The sequence below is a fragment of the Actinoplanes sp. NPDC048796 genome (genome assembly GCF_040650035.1).
GTDB lineage: Bacteria > Actinomycetota > Actinomycetes > Mycobacteriales > Micromonosporaceae > Actinoplanes.
Genome location: NZ_JBEZGO010000001.1, coordinates 535,221 through 561,481 on the forward strand (window position 1 = coordinate 535,221; position 26,261 = coordinate 561,481).

General features: G+C 71.2%; 27 protein-coding genes and 1 riboswitch. Of the genes, 13 read left to right on the plus strand and 14 right to left on the minus strand.

Features of this window, described 5'->3' with window-relative positions; translation table 11 throughout:
* Positions 1–105 precede the first annotated feature (105 nt).
* Positions 106–1,284: a HupE/UreJ family protein gene (locus AB0C26_RS02510; protein WP_360240301.1), complete on the minus strand. Its 1,179-nt coding sequence runs from the start codon at positions 1,282–1,284 to the stop codon at positions 106–108.
* Between the two features lie 134 nt (positions 1,285–1,418).
* Here AB0C26_RS02510 and AB0C26_RS02515 point away from each other — a divergent pair, with 134 nt between their 5' ends.
* On the plus strand, positions 1,419–2,081 hold the full coding sequence (locus AB0C26_RS02515; RefSeq protein WP_360240304.1) for a hypothetical protein: 663 nt from the start codon (positions 1,419–1,421) through the stop codon (positions 2,079–2,081).
* 3 nt (positions 2,082–2,084) lie between these two features.
* Here AB0C26_RS02515 and AB0C26_RS02520 read toward each other — a convergent pair whose 3' ends face one another.
* Positions 2,085–2,438, minus strand: a complete 354-nt coding sequence (locus AB0C26_RS02520) for a hypothetical protein (RefSeq protein ID WP_360240306.1) — start codon at positions 2,436–2,438, stop codon at positions 2,085–2,087.
* A gap of 397 nt (positions 2,439–2,835) precedes the next feature.
* Here AB0C26_RS02520 and AB0C26_RS02525 point away from each other — a divergent pair, with 397 nt between their 5' ends.
* Positions 2,836–3,537 (plus strand): APH(3') family aminoglycoside O-phosphotransferase, encoded by a 702-nt coding sequence (locus AB0C26_RS02525; RefSeq protein ID WP_360240309.1) that lies wholly within the window; start codon positions 2,836–2,838, stop codon positions 3,535–3,537.
* Here AB0C26_RS02525 and AB0C26_RS02530 read toward each other — a convergent pair.
* Together AB0C26_RS02530 and AB0C26_RS02535 are read right to left on the minus strand one after the other, a co-directional pair.
* A complete protein-coding gene (locus AB0C26_RS02530; RefSeq protein WP_360243472.1) occupies positions 3,510–3,962 on the minus strand; it encodes a DUF3052 family protein in 453 nt (150 codons plus the stop codon). The genes AB0C26_RS02525 and AB0C26_RS02530 overlap by 28 nt on opposite strands.
* A 72-nt stretch (positions 3,963–4,034) precedes the next feature.
* Positions 4,035–5,099, minus strand: coding sequence for a serine hydrolase domain-containing protein (locus AB0C26_RS02535; protein ID WP_360240312.1), 1,065 nt, complete (start codon positions 5,097–5,099; stop codon positions 4,035–4,037).
* A 72-nt stretch (positions 5,100–5,171) separates the two neighbouring features.
* Between AB0C26_RS02535 and AB0C26_RS02540 the strand changes: the two genes are divergently transcribed.
* The gene (locus AB0C26_RS02540; protein ID WP_360240315.1) at positions 5,172–5,858 is read left to right on the plus strand and encodes an aspartate/glutamate racemase family protein; all 687 of its coding nucleotides are present in this window, start codon (positions 5,172–5,174) and stop codon (positions 5,856–5,858) included.
* On the opposite strand, the gene AB0C26_RS02545 is transcribed toward AB0C26_RS02540, so the two are convergent.
* The 4 genes from AB0C26_RS02545 to AB0C26_RS02560 form a co-directional block, all read right to left on the minus strand.
* Positions 5,847–6,335, minus strand: a complete 489-nt coding sequence (locus AB0C26_RS02545) for a flavin reductase family protein (RefSeq protein WP_360240318.1) — start codon at positions 6,333–6,335, stop codon at positions 5,847–5,849. The genes AB0C26_RS02540 and AB0C26_RS02545 overlap by 12 nt on opposite strands.
* A complete protein-coding gene (locus tag AB0C26_RS02550; RefSeq protein WP_360240321.1) occupies positions 6,332–7,405 on the minus strand; it encodes an FAD-dependent oxidoreductase in 1,074 nt (357 codons plus the stop codon). Before AB0C26_RS02550 ends, AB0C26_RS02545 begins: the two co-directional genes overlap by 4 nt.
* Positions 7,402–7,701 (minus strand): hypothetical protein, encoded by a 300-nt coding sequence (locus AB0C26_RS02555; protein WP_360240324.1) that lies wholly within the window; start codon positions 7,699–7,701, stop codon positions 7,402–7,404. Before AB0C26_RS02555 ends, AB0C26_RS02550 begins: the two co-directional genes overlap by 4 nt.
* A 153-nt stretch (positions 7,702–7,854) precedes the next feature.
* A complete protein-coding gene (locus tag AB0C26_RS02560) occupies positions 7,855–8,631 on the minus strand; it encodes a DUF1684 domain-containing protein (protein WP_360240327.1) in 777 nt (258 codons plus the stop codon).
* A gap of 59 nt (positions 8,632–8,690) precedes the next feature.
* A riboswitch (SAM riboswitch) is annotated at positions 8,691–8,807 on the plus strand.
* A 35-nt stretch (positions 8,808–8,842) separates the two neighbouring features.
* On the opposite strand from AB0C26_RS02560, the gene AB0C26_RS02565 reads away from it, so the two are divergent.
* A complete protein-coding gene (locus tag AB0C26_RS02565) occupies positions 8,843–10,033 on the plus strand; it encodes an aminotransferase class V-fold PLP-dependent enzyme (RefSeq protein ID WP_360240330.1) in 1,191 nt (396 codons plus the stop codon).
* A gap of 169 nt (positions 10,034–10,202) precedes the next feature.
* Here the strand turns inward: AB0C26_RS02565 and AB0C26_RS02570 are convergent, their stop codons facing one another.
* The gene (locus AB0C26_RS02570) at positions 10,203–10,694 is read right to left on the minus strand and encodes a hypothetical protein (RefSeq protein ID WP_360240333.1); all 492 of its coding nucleotides are present in this window, start codon (positions 10,692–10,694) and stop codon (positions 10,203–10,205) included.
* A gap of 14 nt (positions 10,695–10,708) precedes the next feature.
* Entirely contained in the window at positions 10,709–10,864 is a 156-nt protein-coding gene (locus AB0C26_RS02575; RefSeq protein WP_360240336.1) for a hypothetical protein, read from the minus strand.
* A gap of 38 nt (positions 10,865–10,902) precedes the next feature.
* On the opposite strand from AB0C26_RS02575, the gene AB0C26_RS02580 reads away from it, so the two are divergent.
* The 7 genes from AB0C26_RS02580 to AB0C26_RS02610 all read left to right on the plus strand — a co-directional run bounded on the left by AB0C26_RS02580 (position 10,903) and on the right by AB0C26_RS02610 (position 17,513).
* Complete coding sequence (locus AB0C26_RS02580) at positions 10,903–12,069, plus strand: lanthionine synthetase LanC family protein (protein WP_360240339.1); 1,167 nt, start codon at positions 10,903–10,905, stop codon at positions 12,067–12,069.
* Between the two features lie 144 nt (positions 12,070–12,213).
* Entirely contained in the window at positions 12,214–13,134 is a 921-nt protein-coding gene (locus AB0C26_RS02585) for an STM4015 family protein (protein ID WP_360240342.1), read from the plus strand.
* Positions 13,134–14,198, plus strand: coding sequence for an STM4014 family protein (locus AB0C26_RS02590; protein WP_360240345.1), 1,065 nt, complete (start codon positions 13,134–13,136; stop codon positions 14,196–14,198). The genes AB0C26_RS02585 and AB0C26_RS02590 overlap by 1 nt, the downstream gene beginning before the upstream one ends.
* On the plus strand, positions 14,186–14,983 hold the full coding sequence (locus AB0C26_RS02595; RefSeq protein ID WP_360240348.1) for an STM4013/SEN3800 family hydrolase: 798 nt from the start codon (positions 14,186–14,188) through the stop codon (positions 14,981–14,983). The genes AB0C26_RS02590 and AB0C26_RS02595 overlap by 13 nt, the downstream gene beginning before the upstream one ends.
* Positions 14,980–16,278, plus strand: a complete 1,299-nt coding sequence (locus tag AB0C26_RS02600; protein WP_360240351.1) for an STM4012 family radical SAM protein — start codon at positions 14,980–14,982, stop codon at positions 16,276–16,278. Before AB0C26_RS02595 ends, AB0C26_RS02600 begins: the two co-directional genes overlap by 4 nt.
* Entirely contained in the window at positions 16,275–17,156 is an 882-nt protein-coding gene (locus AB0C26_RS02605) for an STM4011 family radical SAM protein (protein ID WP_360240354.1), read from the plus strand. Before AB0C26_RS02600 ends, AB0C26_RS02605 begins: the two co-directional genes overlap by 4 nt.
* A gap of 57 nt (positions 17,157–17,213) precedes the next feature.
* Positions 17,214–17,513 carry a hypothetical protein gene (locus AB0C26_RS02610; RefSeq protein WP_360240357.1) on the plus strand — a complete coding sequence of 100 codons (300 nt, stop codon included), beginning with the start codon at positions 17,214–17,216 and terminating at the stop codon, positions 17,511–17,513.
* 212 nt (positions 17,514–17,725) lie between these two features.
* On the opposite strand, the gene AB0C26_RS02615 is transcribed toward AB0C26_RS02610, so the two are convergent.
* The gene (locus tag AB0C26_RS02615; RefSeq protein WP_360240360.1) at positions 17,726–17,989 is read right to left on the minus strand and encodes a hypothetical protein; all 264 of its coding nucleotides are present in this window, start codon (positions 17,987–17,989) and stop codon (positions 17,726–17,728) included.
* Between the two features lie 311 nt (positions 17,990–18,300).
* Between AB0C26_RS02615 and AB0C26_RS02620 the strand changes: the two genes are divergently transcribed.
* Together AB0C26_RS02620 and AB0C26_RS02625 are read left to right on the plus strand one after the other, a co-directional pair.
* On the plus strand, positions 18,301–19,179 hold the full coding sequence (locus tag AB0C26_RS02620; protein ID WP_360240363.1) for a DUF6745 domain-containing protein: 879 nt from the start codon (positions 18,301–18,303) through the stop codon (positions 19,177–19,179).
* A 152-nt stretch (positions 19,180–19,331) separates the two neighbouring features.
* Positions 19,332–19,730 carry a carboxymuconolactone decarboxylase family protein gene (locus AB0C26_RS02625; protein WP_360240366.1) on the plus strand — a complete coding sequence of 133 codons (399 nt, stop codon included), beginning with the start codon at positions 19,332–19,334 and terminating at the stop codon, positions 19,728–19,730.
* A 58-nt stretch (positions 19,731–19,788) separates the two neighbouring features.
* On the opposite strand, the gene AB0C26_RS02630 is transcribed toward AB0C26_RS02625, so the two are convergent.
* From AB0C26_RS02630 to AB0C26_RS02640, 3 genes are read right to left on the minus strand one after another with little or no spacing between them, the layout of a single operon-like run.
* On the minus strand, positions 19,789–23,256 hold the full coding sequence (locus AB0C26_RS02630) for a polymorphic toxin type 44 domain-containing protein (RefSeq protein ID WP_360240369.1): 3,468 nt from the start codon (positions 23,254–23,256) through the stop codon (positions 19,789–19,791).
* A gap of 35 nt (positions 23,257–23,291) precedes the next feature.
* A complete protein-coding gene (locus AB0C26_RS02635; RefSeq protein WP_360240372.1) occupies positions 23,292–23,780 on the minus strand; it encodes a hypothetical protein in 489 nt (162 codons plus the stop codon).
* A gap of 58 nt (positions 23,781–23,838) precedes the next feature.
* Positions 23,839–26,145, minus strand: coding sequence for a S1 family peptidase (locus tag AB0C26_RS02640; RefSeq protein WP_360240375.1), 2,307 nt, complete (start codon positions 26,143–26,145; stop codon positions 23,839–23,841).
* Positions 26,146–26,261 lie beyond the last annotated feature (116 nt).

Here is a 26,261-nt window from a genome sequence, read left to right on the forward strand (position 1 = left end):
CTCAATCCAGATGAGAGGGGGTTGCGAAATGCATGCTCAAGCTGGTTGGCCTCCGTGAACCGCTCATGAACAAGATCAAGAACTCCGGTGGCACCTGCCGAAAAGTCAGGCTCTTACCCGCTGGATGAACCACACGAGGCCCATCGCCGCCACCCCAGCCGAGATCAAACCGGTCACCCACAGCGCCGCCCGCGGGCTCCGCCGGCGCAACACGATCAGGAGCGGGAAGACGACCGCGATGATCGACAACTGCACGACCTCGATGCCGACGTTGAAGACCAGCAGCGACCACAGCAGCGTCCACGAGAACGCCTCGTCGATCCCCAGGGCACCGGCAAACCCGAGTCCGTGTACGAGCCCGAAGCAGAACACGACAGCCAGGCGCGTCCACCCGGCACGGTCGAGCCCTTTCGCCGTGTCCAGGTCGGTGGCATGGTCGCCGCGCCGCCAGACCCGCACGAGATACCAGGCGGCGACCACGGCGATCGACAACGCGATGATCGGCTCCACCACCCGGGCCGGCACGTCGACCAGGCCCAGCGCGGCCAGCATGAAGGTCACCGAATGGGCCAGCGTGAAGCTGGTGGCGGCGAGCACGACCTCGCGCAGGCGGCGCGAGCCGGCGATCAGGGCCAGCAGGAACAGGATGTGGTCGAGGCCGGTGAGCAGGTGCTCGGCGCCCAGCCGGAAGAACTCCCAGAACCGCTCGTACCAGCTCTGCGCCGTGGAGAAGGTGGGATGCCCCGAGTCGAGCGCGGCACTGCCCGTACGGCCGTCGATCTCGTACGTGACGATCGTCTTCGTGCCTTTGACGTAGCCCTCGCCGTCCGGGAAGAGGCCGCTGCGCAGCTCATGCCCGTTCCCGGCGCCGGGGCAGGTCCAGTCGAGGAGCAGATCGGCGTACGGGACACCCTCCCGCTCCCCGATCGTGAAGTCGCCCTCCCGCGTCGCCGTGCACGATCGGCTACCGGCGGTCAGCGAGTAACGCTTCGTCACGTAGCTGACGACGGTCTCGGCGTGCTCGTTGAGCGCCCGGGCCTGGCCGCCGGAATCGCCGTCCTCGAACGCGGCGGTTCCCGACCGGAACAGCGGATCGTCCTTCTCCATGTCGGCGGCCGAGACGACCAGCAGGTCGTACTCGAGCTCCAGCTTGGTACGGACGTGCCCGTCACCGCCCGAGGTGACGTCGGTGTACACGGTCGAGCTGAATCCGTGCGCGTACGCCGGCGTGGCTCCCAGCAGGGCGAGCGCCGCGACGGCGATCACCAGGGCGATGCGTTTCATCGTTGCACCGTGCACCGTGCGGGTTAACAAGATCAAAAACACTGGCGAACCGATGGAGAAAAAGCAGCTCGCAGGCGGTTTTCCCGCCTTCGGTCGGCTAGAAAAGATCGCCTGATGTTGAGAGGAAGTACGTCTTGCGCCGCCTGCTCTGCGCCGTCGCCGCGGCCGCCCTGCTGACCGTCGCCGGCTGCGGCAACGGAAGCGACTGGTCCCAGCCCCACCCCACGCCCACCCCCGTCGGCACCCTCGGCGCCGGCTTCACCGACCCGGCCGCCCCGCCCACCCCCGAGGCCACGGTCACCCCCTCCCCCGGCTCGTGGGACGGCATCCACCCGTCGAAGGGCTACCGGGTGGTGCTGCTGCACTCGGGCGACGACGCACCGACGAAGGCCCTGACGAAGGGCGTCCGCGACTGGGCGAAGGACGAGGACGTCGACCTGCGCGAGGTGGCGGCCGACCCCGGCAACCCGATCGACGACATCGTCACGGCGATGAACCTGAAACCGGACCTGATCGTCAGCGCCGGCAACCCCCTGATCGACGCCCTGACCACCGTCAGCGCCAACCACCTGGACCAGCACTTCCTGGTCGTCGGAGCCGAACTGGCCGAACCCACGGTCAACGTGACAGCGGCCGACTGGTCCGGCGCCTCGTTCCGCGGCGAGGGCCTGGGCATGTCCTCGGCCTACGACCCGGCGTCGTTCACCGAGTCCCGCTGCGCCGCCGCCATCCGAGCCGGCGTGGCCGCGGTCCTCACCGGCACCACCGGCATCGTCCTCTGGCTGGACAAGGTCTAAGTCTCAGAACAGGGTGGTCCCCAGTTCTCGCCTCAGTTTTGAGTAGAGTGTGACTGACTCTGGCCCGGTGCGAACCCACATGAGCGCCCCCGTGAGTATCCGATCGACGTTGGCAGGAAGGTCTGCCCAACGGCCGGGCGTGAGCCGCGTGTCCAATTGTTCGTCATCATCCCACTGGGATTCCTTCACGACGCCCCTGCTCCGCAGCAGATCCGCAATCGCGTACCAGGCCGAAGAAGACCATCCGGCCGGGAAGTCGTCCTTCGCCCCAGCCCAGTCCGCCAGATTGTCCAAGCTGCCAAAGAGACAGACGCCGACGCGTTCACCTTCTGAGGTGGCGACTTCGGTGTAGGTCACCACGCCGTTATGTCCACCGGCGTAGCGAGCGAACTCGACTCTGCCGTGCCCCTTGGCTATCTCCACTCGCGTCGACTTGGCGAAGTCCTCAACCGCCGAGGAGCCTAGGAAGTCCAACGTGGCCTTGGCGATCTGGTCTTTGGAATTGACCAGTAGGCATACTTCCTGACCTTCGACACGGTGACACTGTACGGCGTCTACGGGTTACCGGGGCGATCTGGTAATTGCCGGACCGGCAATGGCGGCTGGGCCGTCGATGAGCGCCACTGAGGCGCATACCGTGGCAAGTCACTGCGGAGGTGAAGGCGGTCTCCGGCACTATGAAGTCAGCCACCTGCCGCTGGACCCTCGCTGTCAGCGGAATCGATAGTGAGATCCTTGCCGAATGTGGGAACCGGTGACGATCGGTGAGTCCGGTGCGACTGTCATGGTCGACCGGCGCAACGGTTTGTATCGAAAGGTGTCGGACGATCCGCGGGACGACTTGGTGGGTGAGGGCGCGCGCCTGTCCTGGCTGCGTGAGCACGGCATTCCCGCCGCCGAGGTCATCGATTGCCGTCCCGGTCTGCTCGTGACAGCCGAGGTGCCGGGCGTGTCGGCCGCCGAGAAGTGGCCTGAGGCATCCCGTCCGCGCATCGTCGACGCCCTCGCCGACATGATCCACGCGTTGCACGCGCTGCCGATCGCCGAGTGCCCATTCGATCGCCGTCTGTCCGTGGTGATGCCTGAGGCATTGGCGGCCGACGTGGACCTCGACGATGTGGACGATGAGCGCACGGGTTGGACGCGAGACGAACTGGTCGCCCAACTGATCTCCACCCAGCCGTCGAAGGAAGACCTGGTGGTCTGCCACGGCGACCTGAGCCTGCCCAATGTGATGCTGGATCCAGAGACCTGGCAGGTGAGCGGCTTCATCGATGCCGGCCGGCTGGGCGTGGCCGACCGCTGGGCCGATCTCGCCCTCGTGGTCAGGTCGCTCACGGAAGATTTCGATCCGCGGCGTGAGCCCCGGCCGGCTGACCGGTTCTTGAACCGTTATGGCATCGAACTTGATCCTCTGAAGAACGATTTCTACCGTCTGCTCGACGAATTCTTCTGAACCTGAACGGCCGGTGTGCGGTTCTCGCGGCGGATGACCAGCCGCAGACCCGACCAGGTCGTGTCAATGGCACAGACCTTGTTGTCGACCAACCCGGTCGGCAACGCGACGTCGCGGATGACGTCCTCGGTGACGTCCGTCGGCACCTTCGACGCCCGCTTGGGCCAGGCGACCCAGAAGCCGCCGTCCTGGGCCATGCCGCGTCTGACCTCGCCGAGGCGGGACTGCAACTCGTCGCGTTCGGTCACGAACAGCACGATCACGTCGGCCGGCGCGCCGGCGGCCAACTCGGGCCGGACGACGACCCCGGCGGGCAGCCCATCCAGAGTGGCCACGAAGCCGGCCGGCGCGCCGAGAAGTACGACCCGGTGGCCCGGCTTGATGCCGAGCTTGCGGTACAACGGCGTACCCGAATAGCCGGCCATGTCAGCCACGCTGCCCTTCCCGTCGTCGGTGGCTCACGGATATTAGCGCGCATGCGCGACAGCTGACGGCGATCACGTGGCCGCCCAGGCGGCGGCCATGGGACCGAACGCGCGCATGTCGGCCACGCCGCCGGCCATCTTGTTCATCGTGTAGGCGTACGTGGCGCGAGCGTCCAGGTCGATGACAGCCAGGGAACCGCCCGCGCCTCCCCAATAGAGGGTGTTGGGGCTCGGCATGAAGTCGCCGCCCACCGCGAAGCCGAGGCCGAACCGTACGGGCAGGCCCAGGATGAGGTCGACGCCTTCGATCTGGACCTCGAGGGCACGACGGCGTGCCGCCTCCGAGAGCACACCGCCGCCGCAGGCCAGGATGGTGTGGATCCGGGCCACCGAGCGGGCGTTGCCGGTGCCGCCGCCGGCCGGGATCTCGGCCGCCCGCCAGGCCCGGGTGTTGGCGACGGCCGTGGTCAGGCGCGGGTTGTGGGCGGCGTTGTCCGGCAGCTCGGTGACCTCGCCCGAGAACGCCTCCTCCGGCGGCGGGATCAGCTCGACGACCCGGTGCTCCTCCGAGGCGGGCAGCCCGATGTGGAAGTCGGCGCCCAGCGGCTCGGCTATTTCCGATCGAAAGACGGTTCCCAGGGTACGGCCGGTGACGCGCCGGACGATCTCACCGATCAGGAAGCCCTGGGTGACCGCGTGATAGCCCGAGGCGGTGCCGGGTTTCCAGAACGGTTCCTGAGCGGCCAGCAGCGTGGTGACCTTCTCCCAGTCGTAGAGGTCTTCCGGCTCCAGCGGCGCACGCCAGCCCGACAATCCGGCCGAATGGCTCATCACCTGCGCGACCGTGACCTCGTCCTTGCCGCCGGCCGCGAACGCGGGCCAGTAGCGGGCCACCGGGGCGCCGAAGTCGAGGTCGCCCCGGTCGGCGAGCAGCAGCGCGGTCAGTGCCGCCATCGTCTTGGTGATCGAGTAGACGTTGACGATCGTGTCGCGCTCCCACGGGCGGGTGCGGGCCGCGTCGGCGTGCCCGCCCCACAGGTCGGCCACGATCTCGCCGTCGACGGTCGCGCAGAAGCTCGCACCGACTTCGAGCCCGTCGGTGAAGTTCTGTTCGAACGCCGCGCGTACAGGGTCCATGTCCGCAGCACATCAGCCGCGTCAAGCGAATTGGCCGTCGGCGCCGCGCGGCCGGCGCGAGAGCATGGGTGCATGCGAGTTCTGGGGCTGCTCGGCGGCATGAGCTGGGAATCGACCGACTACTACTATCAGCGGCTCAACCGTGGGGTGCGGGAGCGCCTCGGCGGGCTGCATTCGGCGCACAGCGTCACCTACACGGTGGACTTCGCCGAGATCGAGCGGATGCAGGTGGCCGGGGCCTGGGACGAGGCCGGGAAGTTCCTCGGTGAGTGCGCGCGGAAGCTGGAGCGGGCCGGCGCCGAGGGCCTGATTCTCTGCACCAACACCATGCACCGGGTGATCGGCGCCATCGAGGACGCGGTCGACATTCCGGTTCTGCACATCGCGGACGGCACGGCGCGGGCGCTGCTGGACGACGGCGTCAAGGAGGTCGCTCTGCTGGGGACGCGCTACACGATGGAGCAGGACTTCTACCGAAAGCGGCTGGAAGCGAACGGCCTCACCGTCGTCGTTCCCGATCAGGAGGACCGGGACACCGTGCACCGGGTCATCTTCGACGAGCTCTGTCAGGGGCGGGTCGAGGAGGGCTCACGCCAGGCGTACCTGCGCATCCTGGAAAAACTGCCGGCGGAAGCGGTGATCTTCGGGTGCACGGAGATCGGTCTCCTGCTGGATCAGGAGCAGAGCCCGTTGCGGGTGTACGACACCACGCTGCTCCACGTCGAGGCCGCGCTCGACTGGATGCTGTCAGAGGGCTAGCGACCGGTACGTGCTGCCGTGGAAGACCAGCGGCGGCACGGACTCGTCGGCGTCGAGGTCGTGCACGCGCAGCAGGATGATGTCGTGGTCGCCGGCCGGTATCTCGCGGTCGATGGAGCAGTCCAGCCAGGCGCTGGAGCCCTCCAGGAAGACCGCGCCGTCGGGGCTGGTGCGCCAGTCGAGCGCGGCGAAACGATCGACGTCGCGGGCGCTGAGCTGGCGGCCGGCCTGTTCCTGGTGGGCGCCGAGCACGCTGACGCCGAGACGGCCGGCCCGGCGCAAGGTGGGCCAGGTGGTGGAGGTGTGCGCCACGCAGAGCGAGACCATCGGCGGGTCCAGCGACACGGAGACGAACGAGTTGGCCGCGAGGCCGGCGGGCTTGCCGTCGACGAGCGCCGACACGACGGTCACGCCGGTGGGGAAGGAACCGAAGACGCGCCGCAGGCGCAGCGGTTCCAGCGCCGACTGCATGGTCATGGGCGGCTCTCCTGTCCGAGGGGGAGGGCGAATCGGGGGATCGCCGGGGTGCCGGTGGTGGTCAGGTCGGCCAGCAGCCGCCCGATCGCCGGCGTGAACTTGAAACCATGCCCGGAAAAGCCGGCGGCAATCACCAGCGGCCCGTGGCGGTCGACGACGAAGTCCGAGGTCGGGGTGGTCGTGTAGGTACAGCTGATCGGCACGTCACGGTCCGGGTCGACCCCGGGGACCCATTGCCGTACGTAGTCACGAAGGCGTTCCGCCCGTACGGGCTCCGCGGCGTAGTCGCGTACGTCCGGGTCCACCACCGGCCCGTTCCCGTGGAAGCCCACCTTCACACCCTCGCCGGGGGTGAGCAGCCCGTAGACGCCGGCGCCGCCGTCGTGGTGGATGAAGCTGGGCCATGAGAGCCCGGGGAGCGGCGTGAAATGGGCCGGTTGTTCCTGGGTCACCCGCAGGGGCAGCAGGCCGGGCAGCAGCTTCGACGTCCAGGCGCCGGCCGCCACGACGACCCGGCGCGCCCGCAGGGTCGCACCGGCCGTGACGACCTCCACGTCGTCGTCCCCGCGCACGGTGATGTCGGTGACCTCGGTCTCGTGCCGCACGTCGGCGCCGAGCTTCGACGCGGCCGTCTGCAGAGCGGCCACCGCGCGGTCGGCGTGCACGCGCCCGCTGGACGGGTGAAAGAAGACCGGGCCGGTGAAGCGCAGCCCCGGCCAGCGCGCGGTGGCCTCCTCCTTCGGGAGCCACTGGCCGGGCACCCCGGCCGCGGCCAGGGCCGCGGCGATCGGCTCGATCGACGTGCGGTCGCCGTGGTCGACCCCGCCGGTCAGCTCGACCAGCGACGGGTCGAGTTCCCGCCACAGGTCGAGGGCTTCGCGGGCCAGCGCGATGTAGTCGGGCTGCGCGTACGCGAACCGGAAGATCCGCGACGCTCCGTGCGAGGCGCCGTGCTTGTGCCCCGGCTCGAACCGTTCCAGCAGCGCCACGTCGGCGCCGCGCCGGGCGAGCTGCCAGGCCGCGGCCGAGCCCATCGCCCCGCCGCCGACGACGATCGCGTCCAGTGTCATAGCGTCAGTCCCAAGTTGTCGCGGAGGGTGCTGCCGCGGTAGTCCTCCTTGACGATGCCGCGCCGGCGTAGTTCGGTCGGCGGGCCGCCGACCACGAAGTCGTGCGTGCGGTCGCCGGCGATGCCGTTGATCGACAATACGTCGCGAACACCGGCCTCGAATCTTTCCGGTACGGCGGCGGCCAGCTGCTCCGGGGTGCCCGCGACCGACCAGCGGCCGGTGTCCCGCGCCACCGCCCACGAGGGAAGCGGCTCGTCCAGCTTTTCTTCGGACAAAAGGACCGCCCCACCGAGCATGTCAGGGCGTCCTCCGGCATCGGCAGGGCAGTGAAGACGACCGCGGCTTCCCGCTGTCCCGCAACGCGTTCACCACGTCGAGGGCCACCAGCTTGACCATATCTATCCTTTGTGGACGATCGGGTCCGGGCCGGCTCGTACGAGCCCGGGGGGTCACGCCGGGGTTTTCTCGCCGGCCTCCACGGCGATCGGCAGCCTGTTCTCGGCCGGCGGCAGCGGGCAGGTCGCGAACTCCGTGTAGGCGCACGGCAGGTTCGTGGCCTTGTTGAAGTCGAGCACCACGGAACCGTCGGCGGCGGGAGCGTCGATGGCCAGGCTCCGGTTGGCCGCGTACGTGGTCACGCCCGAGGTCTCGTCGGTGAACAGCGCGAAGAAGGTGCCCGGCGCGTGCCCGTTGAACACGGTCAGGGCGAGCGGGGTGCCCAGCGCCTCGAACTCCACCCGGCCCGGCGACTCGTACACGTGCTCCAGACCCTCGACGGCCGCACCCACGGTGATCTGCCGCGGCTCCTCGAACGGCACGTAGCGCCCGCTCAGCTCCCACTTCTCGGTGGGCTCGAAGGCCGGGGTGCCCCGATATCCCGTACGCACCGGGTTGTCGGGGTGCCGGGGCCGCACGATGTCGAAGCCGCTGCGCTTGGCCACCTCGATCACGGCGTCGCCGTAGCCGGCCGTGACGCCGCCGCGCTCGGGCAGCACCCCGAAGCTGTGCCGGCCGGTCACCTCGGCGCCGTCGACCGTCAGGGACTCGCCGTCGGTGAGGTCGACCACTACGCCGTCCGGTCCGGTGCTCCACTCGCCCGGGGCGTCGGTGAAGCGCTGCGGGGTCTCGTTGAGGAAGTTGAGGCTGGTCACCGCGAGGAACCCGTGGCGGTCGGCACGGTTCTGCTCGTGCGCGGCGTGCCACTCGGCCCAAGTCTGCTTCGTCATGCGACGACCATATGCCTACTTGCCCGGTAGGAGATAGGTGGTGCTAGTCTCGATCTGGAGGTCATGAGCGCCAGTGACAAGCCCCGGCTCGCTGGCCGGCAACCCTTGCGTTCGCGATGGGGTGCCCCGGGTGAGGACCAGGCTCGCGCCGAAGACGACGCGGGCAAGCGCGGGCCCGCGGTGGGTCCCCGACCCATGCGGAGGCACATCCATGTCCGACGAACTCGACATCATCGGCGCCGACCTCACGGTTGATCTTCCCGACGGCCGTACGGTGCGTTTCGCCCACCTCGACTACGCGGCCTCGGCCCCGGCCGTCCGGGTCGCCGCCGACGCCGTGACCAGCCTGCTTCCGCTGTACGGCAGCGTGCACCGCGGCACCGGCCGCCGCTCGCAGAAGTCGACCCTCGAGTACGAGCGCGCCCGCGACATCGTGGCCGAATTCCTCGGCTGCCGCCCCGGCGACGAGGTCGTCTTCACCCGTAACACCACCGATTCGCTCAACCTGCTCGCCCGCTCGCTCCCCGAGGGCACCACCACGATCGTCTTCGACGGCGAGCACCACGCGAACCTGCTCCCCTGGCCCTCCCCGGTCCGCCTGCCCGCGCCCACCTCCGTCGCCTCCGCGCTGGCCGCCGTCGAGCAGGCGCTGTCCGCGGTGAGCGGCCCGGCACTCCTCGCGGTGACCGGAGCCAGCAACGTCACGGGCGAGATCTGGCCCGTCCGCCAACTGGCCGACATCGCGCACGCCCACGGCGCCCGGGTCGTCGTCGACGCCGCCCAGTTGGCTCCCCACGTGCCCGTCTCTCTCGACGATCTCGGCGCCGACTACATCGCTTTGTCCGGGCACAAGCTTTACGCACCTTTTGGCGCCGGGGTTCTGGCCGGCCGTCAGGACTGGCTCGACGAGGCCCAGCCCTACCTGTACGGCGGTGGCGCCAGCGCCGCCGTCGGCGACCTCGCCGGCGACGTCACCTGGGCCACCGGCCCCGCCCGCCACGAGGGCGGCACCCCCAACCTGATCGGCGCGGTGGCCCTCGGCGCGGTCTGCGACGCGCTGCTGCGCGCCGACCGGGCCGCCCTGCTGGACCACGAGCAGAGCCTGCTGGCCGGCCTGGACGGCGTCTCCCTGTTCGGCGGCGAGGTCCCGCGCGTCGGCATCGTCTCCTTCGCCCTGCCGGACCCGTCCGGCGTCGCCGAGCGCCTGGGCCGCGACTACGGCATCGGCGTGCGGGCCGGCCAGTTCTGCGCCCACCCGCTCGTCCGCCGCCTGACCGGCCACGCCACCACCGAGGGCTGCGAGACCGCCCCCGGCCTGCTGCGCGCGAGCTTCGGCCTGGGCTCCACCGCCGAGGACGTCACCCGCCTGGTCGACGCCCTCACCGACCTGCGGCTCCTCTAGACCCTCTAGATCGGCGTGGGCTCGGGCAGCTGCCCGAGCCACCAGTCGGCCGCGGTGCGGAAGTCCTCGTCGACGGGCAGGGCCGCACCCTCGACCGCCCGACGCCAGGCCATGGCCCGGGACACGCGAGCCAGGCGGAAGGCGAGCGAGGCGGAGCGGCGAAGGCTTTTCAGCGACCCCAGGTCCGACCAGACTTCCAGGTACGCGTCCCGAAGCCGCTCCGCCCGATCCGCACCGGCCACACCCAGCGCGACGAGCAGCGACCCGAACGGATGCCCGACGCTGGCGTCACCCCAGTCGAAGAACCGGAACCCGGCGAAGACGTTGTCGTCGAGTGACCGCCGTCACCGAGATCGCGCAGCGTCGGCCCGGCGTCCGCCGTGAGAAGCCAGCCCCGCTCGGTGTCCACCGCGATCGGCGCCAGCGTCCGCCCCGGCACCCACTCGGCAAGCGCCGCCGCCAGCCCCGCCTCATAGCGACACCCGGTGATGTTCGCCTTGAACCAGCGGGCCCCCGCCCCCGTCATCACCCGATGCGAAACCGACCACGGCCGCACCCGAACCTCTTCAACAGCCCCCACCGCGGGCGCGTCCAGATGCCCGGCGGTCCACTCATGGGCACCCGCCACCCACTCCGGATCCCGCCAGTCGTTCTCCCTCATCGCGTCTTTCCTGCTCAGGCCGGGGTCGGCAGGCAGAACTCGTTGCCTTCCGGGTCGGTGAGGCTCACGGGCTCGAGGTTGGTGATGCCGGGACCCCCGCTGGAGAGCGTCCAGCCCAGCGCCGCGTCGTCCCGGGCCTTCATGGTGATCTGCACGAGCCGTGTCGCCATGCGGACGACCCTAGACGGTCATGGCAGGCTGCCACACCATGACGGCAGACGCGGAGGGACTGGCCGCCGGTGCTCTCGACTGGATGATCGAGTCGGTGCCGGCGGGCGACCACTCGCTGTACAGCGGCGGCGCGGGTGCCGTGCTCGCGCTGCTGGAGGGTCACCGCCACTTCGGCGACGATCGCTACGGCGACGCGGCTCTTCGAGGTGCGGCCGCCCTGGCCGAGGTCGACGACTGCTCGTTGTATTTCGGCTTGACGGGTACGGCGGTCGCCCAGCGCGCGGTGCATCGCCTGCTCGGCGACTCGTCCGCCGGGAGGGCCGCGGACCGGGCTCTGCGGCTCGTCCGCTCGCGGTTCGACGGGGAGCGCTGGGGCCCCATGTTCGAGCTGCTGTTCGGCAACGCCGGGATCGCCCTGGGCGCTCTGCACGCCGGCGACCCGGAGCTGGCCGTCCTCGCGGCGGCGCCCTATCTCGACACCGCCGACCCGACTCCCGGCGGGGTCAACTGGGCGGTCCGCCCGAGCCCGCCGCGGTCCCACCACATCGCGCACGGAACCCTCGGGATCGTCTACGCCCTGGCCGCCGTGGGGGCCGCCGCCGGTCGCGGCGACTTCCTCGAGGTGGCCCTGGCCGGCGCGGCCGACGTGGTGAGCCGCGACGAGGCGGGCCCCGACGGCTTCCTCGTCCCGCATTCCGACCCGCCGCACCGGCCGGAACTGATCGAGCGCTACAGCTACGGCTGGTGCAACGGCCCCGCCGGCGACGCCCAGGTCTTCCGGCTGCTGGCCGCTGTGACCGGCGACAGCGCCTGGACCGCACTGGGCGACCGCTGCTGGCACACCGTCATACACTCGGGGCTTCCGCACCGCGTACGCCCGGGCTTCTGGGACAACAGCGGCCGCTGCTGCGGAACGGCCGGGGTTCTCGCGCTGGCCTGCGACCGCCACCTCGAGCGGGGTATCCCGCTCGACTTCGCCCAGGTGCTGGTCGACGACCTGCGGGCCCGGGCCACCGTCGACGCCTCGGGCGCACGCTGGTCGAATCACGAGCACCGCGCGACGCTCAGTGCCCTCCCGCCGGAGCCCGGCTGGGCCATGGGCAACGCCGGCATCGCCCGCGAACTGCTGCGCTTCGCCCGCCTCACCCAGGGAACGGACCCGGCGTACGCGGTGCCGTGGCCGGACCATCCCCCATCATCCTGAGAAACGTGGGCCGCCGGGGCCCGATCACTTCGGCCAGATGCGATGCCGCTGACATCGTTGCTTGATCGGCGGGGAAAGTGTCGTAGGGGCTTGCTAGGTTCTCGGCACTGATCCGCCAGGAGTCGTCTCGGCCGAAGGAGTCCCGTGACCATCAACCACCACCTGACGACCTTTTTCGGGCTGCCCGTCGTCGACCTCGAGGACGACAAGGATCCGGCCGACCCGGCGGCGGTGGCCTGGCGGATCGACATGGAGGACTTCGAGGCGTCGCCCGCGGAGTTCGAGGCCGCGTTCGAGCGGGTGCTGAAACGCAGCGGGCCGGCGGGGCCGACCGCGCTGATCGTGGGTGAGTGGGGTTCGGCGTATGAGACGAAATTCCCCTATGACCTTCTGATTCGCAACGCCGGGCGCCTGGGCGGGCTGCGGGCGCTGTTCGTGGGCGAGATGAGCTCCGAGCAGTGTGAGATCTCGTGGATCAACCAGTCCGACGTGACGCCGTTGCTCGCGGCCCTCCCGGCTCTGGAGAGCTTCTGGGTGCGTGGCGCCCAGGGGCTCGAGCTGGAGCCGCTGCGCCACGAGGGTCTGCGCGAGCTCGTCATCCAGTCCGGCGGCCTGCCGGCCACCATCGTCCGGGCCGTCGGGGCCTGCGACTTCCCCAACCTCACCCATCTGGAGCTGTGGCTGGGCGTCGACAACTACGGCGGTGACGCCCGTCCCGACGACCTCGCGCCGATTCTGAGCGGGCGCGCCTTCCCGGCGCTGACCCGTCTGAGCCTGTGCAACGCCGAGATCGCCGACGAGCTCGCCGCCGCCGTGGCCGCCGCGCCGGTGGTCGCCCGGCTCACTCGGCTCGACCTGTCGCTCGGTGTGCTCGGTGACGCGGGCGCCGAGGCTCTGCTGGCCGGTCAGCCGCTCACCCACCTGACGATGCTCGACCTGCATCACCACTTCATGTCCGAGGAGATGATCCAGCGCGTGATCGACGAGTTGCCCGACGTCATGGTCGTCGCGTCCGGCCGTCAGGACGAGTCGCGCTGGGGCCGGTACACGGTGGTCGCCGAGTAATGCGGCTCGCCGTCGTCGGCAACCCGGAGAACCGCCGGGTCGCCCTGTTCGCCGCCGCCGTCCAGCGGGCCGGCCTGCCCGCGCCGGAGGTCTTCCCGTGGCGTGACGTGCTGCGGGACGGGCGCGTCCCCGGTCCGGGCACGCTCGTGCGCATCGACTCGCCGGGCGAGAACGCGGAGGTCGGCGCGCTGCTGCGGGAGCTGGGCGGCGGCCGTCCGGCCGGGCCGGCCGAGCATGGTGAGATCGTCGGCGCGGCGGCCGCGTTCGCGGGGCTGCGGGTGGGCCTCGGCCGGGTCGAGGCGGGCGGTGGTGTGCTGCTCAACTCCCCCGCCGAGATCCTGGCGATGACGGCGAAACCGCGCTGCCACGCCCTGCTGACGGCGCGGGGTGTCCCGGTGCCGCCGGCTCTGGAGCCGGTGCACGACTACGCGTCGCTGCGGTCGGCCATGGCCCGGGCCGGCTGGCCCCGGGTCTTCGTCAAGCCGGCCTACGGTTCGTCCGCGTCCGGGGTGCTGGCCCTGGCCGCGGCCGGGCGGCGGGTCACGGCGGTCACCTCGGCCGAGCTGAGCGGTGGGCGGCTCTTCAACAACTTGCGGGTACGCCGGTACGACGGTGAGCCGGTGATCGCGTCGATCGTCGACCGCCTGGCGCCGGACGGGCTGCACGTCGAGCGGTGGTTCCCGAAAGCCGCCCTGGACGACCGCGTGCTCGACCTGCGGGTGGTCGTGATCGCCGGCCGGCCGCGGCACGTGGTGGTGCGGGCGAGCCGGTCGCCGATGACGAACCTGCATCTCGGCAACGCCCGCGGCGACGTCGCGGCGGTGCGGGCGGCGGCCGGCGAGCGGGCGTGGGAGGCCGCCATGCACACGTGCGCCCGAGTGGCCGAGTGCTTCCCCGGCAGCCTGCAGGCCGGTGTCGACCTGATGTTCCGGGCCGGGTGGCGGGAGCACGCGGTGGCCGAGGTGAACGCGTTCGGCGATCTCCTGCCCGGCGTGCTGGTGGACGGTCTCGACACGTACGGGGCCCAGGTGGCCGCGATCAAGGAGATGGCGTGCGCGACCTGATCGGCAGTCACGATCTGCTCTTCGTCACCCTGGACACGCTGCGGTACGACGTGGCCGCCGAGTGCCTGGCCCGCGGGCGCACTCCGGAGCTGGCCCGGGTGCTGCCCGGCGGCGTGTGGGAGCGGCGGCACAGCCCGGCCACCTTCACGTACGCGGCTCACCACGCCTTCTTCGCGGGGTTCCTGCCGACGCCGGTGACCCCGGGCCGGCACGAGCGGCTGTTCGCGGCCCGGTTCGCCGGCAGCGAGACCAGCGGGCCGGGCACGTTCGTGTTCGACGCCGCCGACCTGCCGTCGGGCCTGGCCGCCGCCGGCTACCACACGGTCTGCCTGGGCGGGGTCGGCTTCTTCAACCCCGGGGCGCCGCTCGGGCGCGTGCTGCCGGGGCTGTTCGCCGAGGCGTACTGGGAAAGGGGTTTCGGGGTGACCGAGCCCGACTGCTTCGGCGCGCAGATCGACCGGCTGGCCACGATCGTGGAAGGTCTGCCGGCCGGGCGGCCGCTGTTCACCTTCGTCAACGTCGCCGCCCTGCACCAGCCCAACAAGCATTACGTGCCCGGCGCCACCGAGGACGGGCCGGCGACGCAGGCGGCCGCCCTGGAGTACGTGGACGGGCTGCTCGGGCGCCTGTTCGCCCTGGTCACGAGCCGGGGACGGCCCTGCCAGGTGATCATCTGCGCCGACCACGGGACCCTGTACGGCGAGGACGGCCACGTCGGCCATCGGGTTCCGCACGAGGCCGTGTGGACAGTGCCGTACGCCGATTTTGTTCTGGACGCCTCATGACCCTCGACGATTCGCCCTACCAGGGCTATCTGTACGCGTACCCGCACAAGACCGCCTATCGGAAACTGGATCCGCGCCCGCCGCTGAGCGAGGTGTGGGCGGCCGAGCCTCAGGACGCGCTCTTCGGGTACGTGCATCTGCCGTTCTGCGAGATGCGCTGCGGCTTCTGCAACCTGTTCACGCGGGCCAACCCGCCGGCGGAGCAGGTGACGGCGTACCTCGAACAGCTGCGGCACCAGGCCGCCGCCGTCAAAGACAGCCTCTCCCCCGGCGCGGCCTTCTCCCGGATCGCGATCGGCGGCGGAACGCCGACCTATCTGACCGCGGGCGAGCTCGAGGAACTGTTCGCGATCGTCGGCGGCGTGTTCGGCACGGCCGCGGTGCCCATGTCGGTCGAGACGTCGCCGGCCACGGCCACGCCGGACCGTCTCGCGATGCTCGCCGCGCACGGCGCCACCCGGGTCAGCATGGGCGTGCAGAGCTTCCTCGAGTCCGAGGCCCGCGCGGCCGGGCGCCCGCAACGGCAGGCCGAGGTGGACCGCGCGCTCGACGTGATCCGGGAGGCCGGTGTCCCGGTGCTCAACGTCGACCTGATCTACGGCATCGACGGGCAGACGCCGCAGACCTGGCAGCACTCGCTCGACGAGGCGATCCGGCGGCGGCCCGAGGAGCTTTACCTTTATCCGCTGTACGTGCGGCCACTGACCGGGCTCGGGCGGCGCGCCCACGCGCGCGCCGACTGGGATTCCGAGCGGCTCGCGCTCTACCGGCAGGCGGTCGAGGTGCTGACGGCGGCCGGATACGAGCAGCACTCGATGCGGCAGTTCCGGCTCGCCGGCGCGCCGGTGCCGGACGGGCCGGACTACTGCTGCCAGGACGACGGCACGATCGGGCTGGGGTGCGGCGCCCGATCGTACACATCGGACCTGCACTATTCGTTCGACTACGCGGTCTCGGTCTCCGAGGTACGGGCGGTGATCGACGACTACCTGGGCCGGCCGGCGTCCGATTTCGCGTACGCCGAGATCGGCTTCCGCCTCGACGCGGCCGAGCAGCGACGGCGGTGGCTGCTGAAATCGTTGCTGCGTACGGAAGGCGTGGATGCCGCCGCCTACCACAAGCGGTTCGGCACGCCGTACGACGAAGACTTCCCGCAGCTCTCCGTGCTCGTCGACAAGGGCTGGCTGGCGGGCTCGGCGCTGACCGCGGAAGGGCTCGCGCACTCCGACGCCATCGGCCCGTGGCTGGTCTCGGGGACGGTCCGCGAGGCGATGGGGGCGTACGTCACGCGATGAGAGACCTCTACGTGCTCTACCGGGGGCCGCTCGCGAGCTGCAACTACGACTGCCCGTACTGCCCGTTCGCCAAGCGGGTCGACCCGCCCGCGCTGCTGCGCGCCGACAAGGCCGACCTGCTCCGGTTCACCGACTGGGCCGCGGCGACCACCGACCGGCGGCTGTCGGTGCTGTTCACGCCATGGGGCGAGGGGCTGACCCGGTCCTGGTACCGCGACGCGATGGTGCGCCTGTCACACGTGCCGCACGTGGCCCGGGTGGCGATCCAGACCAACCTGGCGGCCCGGACAGGGTGGCTGTCCGAGGCGAACCCCGACGTGGCGGCGCTGTGGGCGACCTACCACCCGGGGCAGGTGACCCGGTCCCGGTTCCTCGCCCGCTGCCGGGAGCTGGACGCGCTGGGGGTGCGCTACTCGGTGGGCGTGGTCGGGCTGCCCTCCCACTACGAGGAGGCGGCCGCCCTGCGGTCCGACTTGCCCGCCCACGTGTACATGTGGGTCAACGCGGCCGAGGGACACGTGTACTCGGCCGCCGAGGAAAGCCGCTGGACGGCCCTGGATCCCCGCTTCGGCGACAGCGTCCGCCCGCACGCGTCACTGGGCCGGCCGTGCCGGGCCGGCGAGGACGCCATCTCGGTGCTGGGCGACGGCACGGTACGCCGTTGCCACTTCATACCAGCGCCGATCGGCAACCTCTACGACGGCTCGTGGCGCGCCGGCCTGCGGCCCCGCGCCTGCACCAACGCGCTGTGCGACTGCCACATCGGCTACGTGCACCTCGAGCCCCTGCGACTGCGCGACGTGTACGCCGAGGGCCTTCTCGAACGCATTCCACACGCCTGGCCGGCGACGCCCGAAAGTGTCGTACCCACCCGATAGCGTGCGTCCATCCGAGGTCGGCGAGCGGGGAGGAATCCGATGTACAGGCAGGGCGATGTGCTGATCATTCCAGTGGCCGAGGGCGAGGTGCCCGTCTGCGCGCCCGTCCCCCGCGACCGCCGCGGCCGCATGGTCCTGGCCCGGGGCGAGGCCACCGGCCACGCCCACGTGGTGGGCGGCCCCGGCCTGCAGCTGCTGGCCGACGTCGACGACCTCGAGCGCATGTTCATCGACGTGCCCACCCACGGCCGGGTGAGCCACGAGGAGCACGGCCCCATCTCCCTGCCGGCCGGCCACTACCGGGTGGTCCGCCAGCGGGAGTACATTCCCGGCGCCTTCCGCCCGGTCGCGGACTGAGGGGCCGACGATGCAGCTGACCCCCGCCCAGGAAGCCATGTCCGCCGCCATCGAGGACCAGTGGCTGGCCGCCGCCGTCGCCACCGGCCCCGCCACCCGCGCCGCCGCCGAGTCCGGCGTCCGAGAGGCCTACCGCCTGGCCGGCGCCACCCCACCCGAACGCATCTTCTGGCTCGGCTCCCCCCGAGCCGGCGCGGCCGCTTTCGCCCTCCTCACCGGCGCCTTGCAGCCCAGCGCCGCGCCCGCTTTCCCTTGGCGTGACGACGCCACTTCGCCTTCTCCCTCCTCCGCCTCTCCCCCGGCTGCTTCTCCCTCGCCCACCTCTTCTTCACCCGCTTCTCCGCCGGCCGCCTCCTCCTCGGCCCCTTCTCCCGCAGCCTCCTCACACGCTTCTTTCTCGCCAACCTCCTCCTCACCCGCTTCTCCCTCGCCCACCTCCTCCTCACCTGCTTCTCCCTCGCCCACCTCCTCCTCACCCGCTTCTCCGTCGCCCACCTCTTCCTCGCCCGACCTTTTCTCGGCGAGCGTCACCGCACCTCCGTCTCCCTCGGCGTCATCCGCTCCCGCCGCCATCGCCTCTCATCCCTCCTCGCTTGGCGCCGTGTGGGGCAGCGCGGCGCCCGAGTGGTTCGCTGAGGTCTGCGCGGAGTTGCGCCGGCAGGGTTGGGAACCCGGCGATTCGGCCGGGTCGTCGCCGCCTCACCCCGGCGAAGTGAACGGGGCGCCGCCTCACCCCGGCGAAATGGACGGGGCGCCGCCTCACCCCGGCGAAATGGACGGGGCGCCGGTGCGCCTGGGTGGAGTGGCCGGGGCGTCGCTGCGTCGCCGGGTGCGTACGGAGCCGTGGGCGGCGGCGCGGCAGGCCGCTGTCGATGCTCTGGGCGGTGACGGGTGGGCGCAACTCAGCGCGGCCGCCGGGCGCCGGTCGTGGCCGCTGGTCATGGATCTGGTGGCGAGCCGGCTGCGCCTGCGGCTGAGCGAAGACCTCGCCGCCGACTTTCCCGGCGCCGCCGGCCGGACCTTGCGGAGCGCTGTTCTCGACGCGATCTACGGGCAGCACGACGGCACCTGGCTGGCCACCTTCGAGGCGGCCGACCGGCTGGCGCCCGAGGCCGGTCTCCTGGCGCCGCTGTCCGGCCTGGCCGCGGTGGCCCAGCATGCCGGCTGGTGGTGGGCGACCGAGCGGTTCGCCATCCTGACCGAGCGTCCCACGCGGCTGACCCGCGACAACGTCGGCCGGCTGCATCGCGGCGAGGGCCCGGCCATGGAGTTCCCCGACGGCTACGGCCTCTGGGCCTGGCGCGGCATGCCGATCCCGCCGGAGCTGGTGGCCGAGCTGCCCACCCTGACCGTGGCCCGCATCCAGCAGGAGGAGAACGCCGAGCTCCGCCGGGTCATGCTCGAACACTTCGGCTACGAGCGCTACCTGCGCGAGGCCGGCGCCCGCAACCTCGGCTCCGACGAGACCGGCACCCTGTGGCGCCTCGACCTGCCAGGCGACGAACCCCTCGTCATGGTCGAGGTGGTCAACTCCACTCCCGAGCCCGACGGCACCAGCCGCGTCTACTGGCTTCGGGTTCCCCCGGAGACCAACTCCGCCCGGGAGGGCGTCGCCTGGACGTTCGGCCTGACCGCCGAGGAGTACCACCCCTCGATCCAGACCTGACACCCGGCCGAACCCGGACTCGAACGCCGACCAGGGCTGGAAGGCTCACCTCATCCCGGCGGGAGGATGAGGTTTGCCGGTTGGCTCGACAGACTTCTCGCTGCGGCGATCGGATCCGACCACCGCCGCTGAACTCGCGGAAGGGAACGTCGATGGCCACCGGAGAAGCACCAGTCCTTGAAGCCCTGATCGACATCAACGCGGTCGCGCTCGCCCGCACCGAACTCGCCCCGGGCACGGTTCTGCTGGCCCGGATCGCCGCCCTGGCCGCCGTCGACGCTCCGTCGGCGTCCTACCTTCTGCACATCGGCCCGGCGGTGGAGTCCGGTGTGAAGATCGACGACGTCCAGGACGTCCTGGTCGCCATCGCGCCCATCGTCGGCGCCCCGCGCGTCCTCAAGGCGGCCGCCGCGATCACCGAGGCGCTCGGTTTCGCCTTCGCCATCACCGAGGCCGCCCTGTCCGCCGCCGCGGCCGAGGCGAGCAGTGGCGCGGCCGCGGCGAGCAGTGGCGCGGCCGCGGCGAGCAGTCGCGAGGCCGCCGGCGCCTGATCCGATCCCACGGTCGCCGCGGGCCTCGGAAGAGACCCGCGGCGGCCGTTCAGTTCCGCTACTTCAGGTAGGCCTTGTCCTTCATTTGCAGCTCACGGATGTTCATCATCACCAACATGTGCAGGTTGTAGCTGCTCAATCTGTTGTGCGAGGAATACATGTTCGACAGATCGATACCCATCCGCACCGTGGCCTTGTCCCCGATGTCGGTCTGCCCGGTCAGCGGGTTGCTCGGAATGACGTTCGGGAGCTGCAGATAGGTACGGCCGATACCCGCCTCGGTGCCCACGTATCCGAAGTGGATGTTGGACCAGACGTCGTAGTAGAGCTCGTACGACGTCTTCGGAATGTCCGATCGGCATTCACACAGCCGGGGATCGATCGGCCAGTTCACCATCATCCGGAGCTGGGACTTGTGGTCCCAGGGGCCGCCCGGGCGCGTCCGCAGCGCGTACTTCGTCACCGGCTCCGACGTACACAGGACGCTTCCGTTCGAACCGCACCTGGCCATCGCCTTGCGGATGTCACGGACGAACTCGCTGTTCGCGTTCGCGATCATCTCGTCCACCATGAAGTCCAGGAACGTGCAGTACGTGGTGAATCCCGGCGGGTTCTCGCAGGGGTTCAGCGACTCGGAATCCTTGCGCCGCTGCTCCCGGTAGGCATCCATGGTCTCCCGCGCCGCGATCGCCGCCTGAGCCTTGCTCTGGCCGGCGGCGATGGCCGACTTGCGCGCGGCGGCCGCGGCGGCCGACGCGCTCTTGGCCGCGGCGGACGCGCGGTTGGCGGCCGCCTGTGCGTTCTTGGCCGACCGGATCGCCGACTTCTCCGCCTTGCGGGCGGTCGCCGCGGCGTTGTTGGCCTGGTTGGCCGAGTTCGACGCCTTGGTCGCCGAGTTGTTGGCCCGGATGGCGGCGTTGCGCGCGTTCGTCGCGTAGGTCGCCGCCTTGGTGGCCGAGGCGTCGGCCCGGTCGGCGGCGTCCTGCGCCTCGTCCGCCGACCCGTGCGCCAGGTAGGCGTACTGGGCGGCCAGGTCGGCACTCCGCTGAGCGGTCGACGCGGCCTGATGCGCCTCGTTGAGCAGGCTGTCGACCCGGGCCAGGTGAACCACGGTGTTGTCGTCACGGCGTTGCGCGTAGTACTGGTCCACGTCGAGGAACCGGCGGATGTAGCTGATCGGCCCGCTCAGTGCGGCCTGCGCGGCCGCGCGTACCTCGGATCCCTTCGGAGCCGCCGACAGAACCTGCGTCGTGGCGACGACGGCGTCCTGCTCCGCCGCGTAGTCCTGACCGGTGAGCAGGAACTTCTCCCGGTCCTGGTCGCTGCCGTTGAGCGCCGTGGTGCCGGCCGCCTTGGAGGCCGCGCCGCCCGCGTTCATGATCGCGGTGATCTGCGCCCGCTGGTAGTCGGCCTTGCCGGGATAGACGCGAGTGCGCAGGAACGCCTGCACCTCGCTCGGCGTGGCGTCGAGCTTCGCCTTCGCCGCGTCGGCCAGCGCCTGCGGCTCGCCCGTGACGCTCAGGTCGAACAGCTGGTCGCGGTCGTCCTCGTCGGCGGCGGAGTCGAGGTCGGTCCGGAGGAACGCCACCACGTCGTCCTCGCTCCCGACCAGGGCGTCGCCCGCGGCGGTCTGCACCCAAGCACCGTCGGTGGTGAGCAGCTGCAGTGCCGCCTGCCGGGTCTTGCTCACGATCGTCGCCGTGTCCGTGGCCTGCCGCGCCTCGGCCAGCAACTGGACCGTGGCCGCGTTCCAGCGCTCGCGCACCGGAAGGTTCACGGCCGTCAACGCCGGAAGCTCGTCGAGCTGGTCCAGTTCGGCGTCCTGCGCCGCCAGCGCCTCCATCTTGGCCTGCGCCGTACGGGCGGTGAGCTGCTCCGCCTCGGCACTGCGGGCGGCGGCGTCCACCTCGTCGGCGGTCGTCGCAGCCTGAGCCGCGATGGTGGCCGCCTCCTGAGCGCGGGCGGCGTTCTCGTCGGCGCTCTTGGCCAGGTCGGTCGCCTCGCCGGCGTGCGCCGCCGCGGTGTCGGCCGCCTCGGCCGACCGCCGGGCGTGGGTGGCGGCGTCCCGGGCGTACTTGCCGGCCAGCTTCGCCGCCGCGGCGGCCCGCCGGGCCAGCGCGGTGGCCGCCTTGGCCGCCCGGTCCGCCTCGGCTGCCTGCCGGGAGGCCTGCGCGGCCGCGCGCTTGGCCTTGGCCGATTCCTTCTTGCTCACGTTGGCGTTCTTGCTGGCGGTGTTCGCCGCCGCCCCGGCCTCGGCGGCGTTGCCGGCGGCGGAGGTCGCGGCATCCGCGGCGTCACTCGCGTCCTCCGCGGCGAGCGCGGCCTGGTCGGCCAGCAGAGACGCGTCGTCCGAGGCCCGGGCGATCTCCAGCGCGTCCTTGGCCGAGGCGGCCGCGGCCGCGGCCTTCGTCTTGTCGTGGGCCGCGTCCCGGGCCGCCTGGCGCGCCTTGATCGACGCCTGGCTGGCCCGGACGGCGGCCTGGGACGCGCGGGCCGCCGCGGTGGCGGCGGTCTTCGCGGCCGCGACCGCGGCCCGGGCGGCCCTGGTCGCCTTCTGCGCGGCGGCCGCCGCCTCACGTGCCGCCTCGGCCGCTCGGGCCGCCGCGGCGTTGGCCTTCTGCATCGAGTCCTTGGCGGCCGCGGTCTCGTCGGCCGCGCGCTTGGCCGCCTGCTTGGCCGCCTGCGCCTGCGCCTTGGCCTGGGCCGCCGCGCGTTTCGCGGCGAAGGTCTCCTCGGCCGCGGTCTGGTTCGCCGCCGTCGCCTGGTCGACCAGGGTGCTGAGGGTGGCGACCTCCTCGTCCCGGGCCTGGGCGATCTCGTAGCCGACGACGAGGAAGTCCTCGATGTCCTCCGGGCCGCCCTGCAGCGCCGTTCGCGCCGCTTCGCGGACGATCGGCCCGCCGGAGCTCATCAGCTGGGTGACCCGGACCTCGCGGTCGGTGGCCCGCGCCGCGACGAAGCCCGTGGCCAGGAACTCCTTCCTGGCCTCGGGGGTGCCGTCGATGGCGGCCCGGGCCGCGGCCTTCACGGCCGGGCCGGTGGCCGACGTCAGCAGCTGAGTGACCGCCACCTCGTTGTCGACCTGGTCCGGCGTCTGCCAGCCGGTCGTCAGGAAGGTGTGTACGTCGGCGTCGCTTCCGTTCAGCGCGGTCTGCGCGGCCAGGTGGGTGGCCGGCCCGCCGGTCGACACGAGCCGTACCGTCCGCAGCCGTTCGTCCTGTGCCAGAGCCTCGGCATATCCCTTGCTCAGGAACGCGCTGACGTCGCTGTCGGAGCCGGCCAGGGCCGCGCCCGCGGCCCGGCTGACGTTGGAGGCGGTGCCGAGAGCGTCAGCCGGGCTGACCTTGGCCACCAGATCCTCGTCGAGGTCGCCGATCCGGTCGGCGGCGGTCGGCGAGACTCCGCCGTTGGCCGCCAGAAGCACCTGCAGAACGCGCTCCCGGTCGGTGAGCTGGGGCTCGGCCGCGATCGCCGGCTGGGTGAGGCCACCCGCCACCAGGGTGCCGGCCACCAACACGGCTGACATGGAGGCAGCGGCCGTACGGAATGAGATGCGGCCGGTCATATCCGCAGCTCCAGAAGCGTCGCGGCGTCCCGGCTCTCGCCGATGCCGATGCCTTCCAGGTCGTTGGGCTGGACCGTCGTCGTCTCGGACTCGCCCTCCACGGTGTAGTGGGCGACGACCTCGTGCGTGTCGTCGGCCCACACCTGGAAGGCGCCGACCAGGACCATTTCCACGAATCCGTGGTCGCCGCGGAGCTGGAAGCAGTAATCGTTCTTGATGCCCCGGTCGTCGAGCGAGACCGCCTTGATCTGGGTCTCGCCCAGGACGCATTCGACCTTGACCAGGTTGCCGTCACCCCGGGTGAGGGTGATGCCCGGGTCCGCGCTGCCGTCCGGGTAGCTGAAGTCCTCCACCAGCGGGGCGGAGGCGACGTTCTCGTCCTTGGCGCTGGCGGCGCCGCTGGTGAGGGCGACCAGGCCGCCGACCAGGAGCGCGGTGGCGGCGAGCACGGCCGCTACCCGCCGATGACGTATCGGTGCCGACATTGAAGTTCCCCTTTGTTTCTGCACATGGGCCACGATCGAGCGATTCGACGCCGGTGAATCAGTCACGAGGGCCGAAGACGATCGGGTCGGCCCAGTCGACGCCGAAGCGGACCCGGTTGGGGTAAAGGAGCAGGTTGCCGGCGTTGTCCTTGGCGAGCAGCCCGGCCCGGGTCTCGCTGCCGAAGGTGACCGGAACGAGGTTGGACCGGGTCAGCCAGCCGCTGCCCGAGCCGGTGTCCACGGCGGGCACGAACTGGGATCCGTCGGCCTTGCCGGCGTAGATCCGCATCTTGCCGGTGGTGGACTCCACGGTCTGCAGGTCGTCGTAGTCGTCGGTGTCGAACTTGGCGACCTGGAGTTCCTTCAGGCCGCCCCAGCCGGTGCCGTACTGCACACCGGCCGCGAAGGCCCCGCCGGCGGCCGTTCCCCGGTACAGGACCAGCTGCTGGGTGGAGCTCTTCACGACCAGCAGGTCGTCGTACGCGTCGCGGTCGACCTTGCCGACGGCCACGTCACGCAGGTCGGTGGTCCAGCCGGCGCCGATCTGGACGCTGGTGCCGAACGAGCCACCCGCCGCCGTGCCGGGGAAGTAGACCTGGGCGTTGGTCGTGCCGTTGATGGCCAACAGGTCGTCGTAGGAGTCGCGGTTGATCCGGCCGACCGCGAGTTCCCGCAGGCTGCCCCAGCCGGTGGCGATCTGCACGCGGGAACCGAACGTGTTCGCGGAGGTGCCGGGGTGCATCCAGGCGACACCGGCGGCGTCGATGCCGAGCAGGTCGGTGTAGTTGTCGCGGTTGAACTTGCCGGTCACGATGTTCGACAGCTCGCCGGGCTGCGGCGCGCTGACCTTTCCGGGCGCCGCGACGCGGTTGTTCCATCCGGCCTCGGCGGTACGCGTGTGCAGCCACGACTTTCCGGCGGAATCGACCTCGACCAGGCCGTCCAGACCCGTACGGTCGATCTTGGCCTTGGTGAGAGAGGTCGCGGTGTTCCAGCCCGTCCCCGAGCCGGTGTCGGCGCCGGGCTCGAACTGCGAGCCGTCCGGCTTGCCGGCGTAGATGAACAGCTTGCCGGTGGTCGACTGAACGGTCACCAGGTCGTCGTACGCGTCGTTGTTGAACTTGCCGACCTGCAGGTCTTTCAGGTTGCCCCAGCCCAATCCGTACTGCACACCGCCGGCGAAGGAGCCGCCGGCCGCGGTGCCCCGGTAAAGGAACAGCTGCTGAGTGGAGGTCTTCACGACCAGCAGGTCGTCGTACGCGTCCCCGTCGACCTTGCCGATCGCGATGTCCCGCAGGTCGGTGGTCCAGCCGGCGCCGATCTGGACGCTGCTGCCGAACGAGCCACCCGCGGCCGTGCCGGGCCAGTACACCTGGGTGTTGTTCGTGCCGTTGATACCGGTCAGGTCGTCGTACGCGTCGCGGTTGATCCGGCCGGTCTCGAGCTCACGCACGCTCGCCCAGCCGGTGGCGATCTTGACCTTGGCGGCCCACACGCCCGGAGTGGCCGTTCCGGGGTACAGCCAGAGGACGCCGGCGGCGTCGATGCCGGCCAGGTCCTGGATCCCGTCCCGGGTGAACTCGCCGGTCACGGTCTCGCGCAGGCCGTTCGGGGTGACGGCCGTGCTGGTCCGGATCCAGTCGGCCAGGTCGTCGGTGCGCGCACCGGCCGCCTCGCCCGTCCGGGTGTCCGGCTCGCCCAGGCAGCCCTTCTGACCCGACTCGACGCTGATGCCGACGAGCTTCGGGCCGGAGGCGGTCTCCCGGAACGCCGGAGCACCGGCGTCGCCCTTGCACAGGGTGGCGCCCGCCGAGGCGGCGCTGAGCTCGAACCGGCCGGCCGACACCGCGCCGACCGCGAAGTCACCGGCGTGCATACGGGTCGGCACCCACTCGGTGCTCGTCCGGCCGTAGCCGGCGATCCGCAGCGTCTCGCCTTCCTGGGGCGCGTCGGCGCTGAACGACACCGGCGCGATACCGCTGACCGTGGCCGACAGCTCGGCCAGTACCAGATTGCGATCCGGGTGCGGAACGAGCGCCGTCACCGCGAGCCGCTTACCGGCCGTCGTCGTCGTGACGTCGGCCCGCCCGACCAGGACCGTGGCCGGCTTCGCCGGCGCACCGGCGGTAACCGCCGCATCACCGACAGCGAAGCAGTCCTTGGCGGTGATGATCCACTGCGGGGCGACCAGCGCTCCGCCGCAGCCGCTCTGATCACCGAAATTGATCTTTGCTACGAAGGGCAGTGCCCCATCGGCGACCTCCTCGGCTCCGGCCACGGCCAGCGCCGAACCGCCCCCGAGAAGACCAGCGGCCAACGCTGCTGTCAGCAGGCCGCCTCCCCACACCTGCGCGCGTCTGCGCACGAATTACTCCCCGTGTCTCGACAGAGTTCGACCGCCCCAGCAGTCAGCCCGGCGCATGATGATCGATGGCCCGGCTCGCGGTGCAGCGTAGGTGATCAATGTGGACGGTGCGGCCC